A 4,667-nucleotide genomic window follows, 5' to 3' on the forward strand; every position below is an offset into this window, starting at 1 on the left:
CGGGCGCTGCGGCGCGGGCGGCTGGCGCGCCGGGCGCTGGGGCTGCTGCTGTGCGCGGCGGCGGTGGCGTTCGTGGTGTGGGCGGCGCGGACACAGCCGTGGGTGGAGCCGCCGTCGCGGACGACTCCACCCGTGCGCGGCTGGTGAGCCGGGGTGCCCTGGTCGGGCCCCGCCTACTTGCCGAGGGCCTTACTTGCCGAGGGCCTGCTTCAGGTCCTCCAGCAGGTCGTCGGCGTTCTCGATGCCGACGGACAGGCGCACCAGGTCGGCCGGGACCTCCAGGGCAGAACCGGCGGCCGAGGCGTGGGTCATCCGGCCCGGGTGCTCGATCAGCGACTCGACACCGCCGAGGGACTCGCCGAGGGTGAAGATCTTGGTGCGGTTGCAGACCTCGACCGCCGCCTCCTCGCCGCCCTCGACGCGGAAGGAGATCATGCCGCCGAACGCGCGCATCTGCTTGGCGGCGACCTCGTGGCCGGGGTGCTCGGGCAGGCCCGGGTAGAGCACGCTGGTCACGCGCGGGTGCCGGGAGAGCATGTCGGCGATCTTCGTGGCGTTCTCGCTGTGGCGGTCCATGCGCACGGCGAGGGTCTTGGTGCCGCGCAGCACCAGCCAGGAGTCGAAGGGACCGGCGACGGCGCCCATCGCGTTCTGGTGGAAGCCGATCTCCTCGCCCAGGCCCTCGTCGGCGACGATCAGCGCACCGCCGACCACGTCCGAGTGACCGCCCATGTACTTGGTCAGCGAGTGCACGACGACGTCCGCGCCCAGCGACAGCGGCTGCTGGAGGTACGGCGTGGCGAAGGTGTTGTCGACGACCAGCTTGGCCCCGGCGGCGTGCGCGACCTGGGCGACGGCGGCGATGTCGGTGATGCCGAGCAGCGGGTTGGAGGGGGTCTCCACCCAGACGGCCTTGGTCTTCGGGGTCATCGCGGCGCGCACGGCGGCCGGGTCGCTGGTGTCGGCGACGGACCACTCCACGCCCCAGCGGGTGGCGACCTTGGCGAACAGCCGGAAGGTGCCGCCGTAGGCGTCGTTCGGGATGACCACGTGGTCGCCGGGGGCGAGCAGCGTGCGCAGCAGCGTGTCCTCGGCCGCGAGACCGGAGGCGAACGCGAAGGCGCGCCGGCCGCCCTCCAGTGCGGCGAGGTTCTCCTCCAGTGCCGTCCTGGTCGGGTTGGCGCTGCGGCTGTACTCGTAACCGCCGCGCAGCCCGCCGACGCCGTCCTGCTTGTAGGTCGAGACCTGGTAGATGGGCGGGACGACCGCGCCGGTGAGGGGATCGGCGGTGTTGCCCGCGTGGATCGCCAGAGTCTCGAAGTGCTCGCTGATGTGCCTGTCGCTCATGTGTACCGAGCGTAATGCGCTCGCGGGGGTGATGCCGGACGCGAGGGGCCGTGCCCTGTTGCGGGAAGTTTTCGGCGGGTCGCGTACGGGGGTTTTCCACAGGCGGGCCGAGGGGGTTGGCCAAGTGTCGGGCTCGTCTGGTTCGCTTGTGGCATGGCGATTCTCTGGCTGCTGATGGCGCTGCTCATGCTGTGCTTCGTGCTGCTCCCGTTCCGGCGGCGCAGGCGCGGGCTCGAGCAGGTGCACCCCGGGCACCCGGACGCCGCCGACCCGGCGCGCTACGGCTTCGTGCGCCAGGAGGAGCTGGACGTGCGGATGCCGGGCCCCGACGAGGACCTGCTGGAGGTCCTGGACCTGGTGCAGCGCACGGGTGACTACCGCGCGGCGGCCCAGTTGCTGGCGGGCACCGAGGCCGGGAGCGAGACGCGCTGGCAGCGGGTGCAGGCGTTCGCGGGCGCGGCCGCGCTGGAGCTGCAGCAACGCCCCGGCGGGGTGCACGAGACGCCGGGCGGCCAGTGGCTCAGAGTGTGGCGGACCGAGCAGCCGAAGGACGCGGGCGGCGCGGCGGTGCACGCGGAGTTCCTGGTGCAGCAGGCGTGGCGCACGTCGGTGCCGGGCACGGACGACTTCCGCATCATCATGGAGGAGGCCCGGGACGCCTGCGCCCAGGCGGCGCTGCTCGCCCCCGGCGACCCGGTGCCGTACATCGTCGAGCTGTCCGTAGCGCGCGGCCTCGGCTACGCGCGCGAGGAGTTCGACCAGCTCTGGCTGAAGATCCTGGACCGCGCCCCGCATCACATGGGCGCGCATCTGGCCGCGCTGCACCACTGGTGCGAGAAGTGGCACGGCTCGCGCGAGGCGGCGTACGACTTCGCGGAGGCCGCCGCGGCCCGCGCGCCCCAGGGCTCGCTGCTGTCCGCGCTGCCGCTCTTCGCGGTCTTCGAGCATCTGCCCGAGGTCAACCTGGTCGCGGGTTTCTACCAGAGCGAGGTCGTCACCAAGGCGATGCACGGCGCGCTGCACGCCGTGTCCTCCGCCCGCGCGGACGATCCGGTGCGGGCGCACGTCCGGCATCTGCTGACCTTCTTCCTGGTGCGCGCCGAGCGCTGGGCGGAGGCCATGGACCAGCTGGTGCACGTGGACGGCCATGTCGGAGCGCTGCCGTGGACCCTGTCGGCCGACCCGGCGGCGGAGTTCGCGCTGTACCGCGCGGTGGCGGTCGCGGGGTACGAGGCCAACGGGGGAAGCCCGGCGAACCTGCCGGGCTGACGCCACCCCGGGTCAACCGGGGCTGAACCTCGGGTCAACCGGGGCTGACCTGGCCCGGAATCAAGATTGCCGCGCTGACCTGCGGTAAGGCATACTCCGCTTGCCTCGGCCTTTGCGTTCGCTTTGCCGGTCCTGTGGGGGGATCCCAGCCCGATGCTCGCAACCCTGCGCGCGCTGCGCGCTCTTGTCCTGCTCCTCGGCTTCTATCTGCTGAGCCTCCTCGTGCTCGCGGCGCTGGCCGGCCTGGACATCGCCCTGCTGGAGCATGTGCACGGCTACGCCGCGTTCAAGCTCGTCGGCCTCTCGATCGTCCTCGCCGTCCCCGTCGTACGCGGCCTGTTCATGCTGCGCATGCCCAAGAGCGAGGACCCGCCCGGCGTCGAGGTCACCGTGGCCGACGAGCCCCGGCTGTGGGCGCTGGTGCGCGAGCTGGCCGCCGAGGCGGGCACCCGGGCCCCCGACCGCGTCCTGCTCACCCCCGACGTCAACGCCTCGGTGCGCGAGGAGCCGCGCCTGCTCGGTCTGCTCCCGGGACCGCGCAGGCTGACCCTCGGTGTCCCGCTGCTGACCGGGCTGAGCGAGGCGCAGCTGCGGGCGGTGCTCGGCCACGAGTACGGCCACTTCACCGGCGGCGACACCCGGCTGTCGGCGCTCGTGGTGCGCGGCCGGGTGCAGATCGGCCGGGTCATCGAGCGGTTCCACGAGAGCGCGCACGACAAGGTGACCGAGGAGCGCGCCCGCCAGGAGGAGGCCGCGGCCAAGCGGATCGCCAAGGGCAAGAAGCCCCACGCGGTCGACACCGCGCGTGCCGGTGCGACGTACCGCGCGATGGCCTGGCTCTACACGCAGTACGGCAAGCTCTATCTGCGCGCCTCGCTGTCCACGGCGCGCGCTCAGGAGTACGCGGCGGACCGTACGGCCGCCCGCCTCGCCGGGCGCGACGCGACCGCCTCGGCGCTGCGTGAGCTGGCGGTCCTCAGCGACCGCTTCGAGTTCTATCTCGACTGCTACGCCACCATCGGTCTGTCGGCCGGTTCGATGCCGCCGCGCGGCGAGTTCTTCCGCGGCTTCGGCCGCCTTCTCGCCGCTCGCGAAGAGCAACTCGCCGCCATGCGCTCCGAGTTGCCGACCGAGGAGGTGTCGCCGTACGACTCCCACCCGCCCATCGCCGAGCGCGTACGCCGACTGGAGGCGCTGTCCGCCGACGGCCGAACGGCGGACGCGGGCGGCCCGGCGCTGGCCCTGCTGACCGACCCGGCGCACACGCTGGCCCTGCTGGAGGACGCGGCCCTGGAGGAGTCGGCGCTGGCGCTGCCGCGCGCGGCGGACTGGACCGCGCTGCTGGAGGCGGCGATGGCCAAGGGGCTGTCGTCGGGGCGGACGCCGTTGGAGCAGTCGCTCGGTGACTACACCGGGCAGCCGCCGACGCTGGAGGCGCTGCTCGGGGTCATGGACGACGGGCGGCTGTGGCAGGTGGCCGAGCGGCTGCCGCTGTCCGAGCAGGCGTCGGCGGCGAAGGGGCGGGCGTTCCGTGAGTTCGCCCGGCCCGCGCTGACGCGGTCGCTGCGGACGATGGTGCTGGCCGAGCTCAGCGCGCGGTCGCTGCTGCGGTGGGAGTTCTCCTGGTCGCGCCCCGCTGCCGTACGGCTGCCCTCGCTGACGGCGGACGCGGACGCCGACCCGGCCGCCGTGCTGGACGCGGCGCTGTCGGCCGCGGTCGCGGACCGCCCGGACACGGCGCCGCTGCGCGCGCTGCTGGAGCGGGCGGCGACACCCCTGACCACCGGCTCTTCGAACGTGAACGGACCCGTCTCCCCATGACCGTCCTGCTCTGGATACTGGCCGCCCTGGCCACCCCCTTCGTCCTCTTCGTCGCGTGGCTGGCCTGGGTGTTCCTGAAGGAGTTCTTCTCCGCGAAGGCCGAATACGAGTCCGCGGAGGAGTCCTCGGGCATCGCCGCCGAGGCCGCCGAGGCGGCAGCGGTGGCCGAGCGGCTCGGGCTGCTGCCCCTGGAGCGGCAGAACACCGAACTCGCCGCCCCGCTGCCCGCC

General features: G+C 73.3%; 3 protein-coding genes and 1 pseudogene. 3 read left to right on the forward strand and 1 reads right to left on the reverse strand.

The window, feature by feature from the left end:
- Positions 1–189 precede the first annotated feature (189 nt).
- Positions 190–1,347 carry a cystathionine gamma-synthase gene (locus GTW40_RS12365; protein ID WP_161180220.1) on the reverse strand — a complete coding sequence of 386 codons (1,158 nt, stop codon included), beginning with the start codon at positions 1,345–1,347 and terminating at the stop codon, positions 190–192.
- A 153-nt stretch (positions 1,348–1,500) separates the two neighbouring features.
- Here GTW40_RS12365 and GTW40_RS12370 point away from each other — a divergent pair, with 153 nt between their 5' ends.
- The 3 genes and pseudogenes from GTW40_RS12370 to GTW40_RS12380 form a co-directional block, all read left to right on the forward strand.
- Positions 1,501–2,616 carry a hypothetical protein gene (locus GTW40_RS12370; RefSeq protein ID WP_161180221.1) on the forward strand — a complete coding sequence of 372 codons (1,116 nt, stop codon included), beginning with the start codon at positions 1,501–1,503 and terminating at the stop codon, positions 2,614–2,616.
- A 153-nt stretch (positions 2,617–2,769) separates the two neighbouring features.
- A complete protein-coding gene (locus tag GTW40_RS12375) occupies positions 2,770–4,437 on the forward strand; it encodes a M48 family metallopeptidase (protein WP_161180222.1) in 1,668 nt (555 codons plus the stop codon).
- A pseudogene (locus GTW40_RS12380) lies at positions 4,434–4,667 on the forward strand (hypothetical protein); the annotation flags it as partial. The gene GTW40_RS12375 and the pseudogene GTW40_RS12380, both read left to right, overlap by 4 nt.

It is taken from the genome of Streptomyces sp. SID4985 (assembly GCF_009863025.1).
Classification (GTDB): domain Bacteria; phylum Actinomycetota; class Actinomycetes; order Streptomycetales; family Streptomycetaceae; genus Streptomyces.

Bases quoted from the DNA above. Each gene is read 5' to 3' on its own strand.
- GTW40_RS12365 (WP_161180220.1), bottom strand. From the start codon at position 1,347: ATGAGCGACAGGCACATCAGCGAGCACTTCGAGACTCTGGCGATCCAC.
- GTW40_RS12370 (WP_161180221.1), top strand. From the start codon at position 1,501: ATGGCGATTCTCTGGCTGCTGATGGCGCTGCTCATGCTGTGCTTCGTG.
- GTW40_RS12375 (WP_161180222.1), top strand. From the start codon at position 2,770: ATGCTCGCAACCCTGCGCGCGCTGCGCGCTCTTGTCCTGCTCCTCGGC.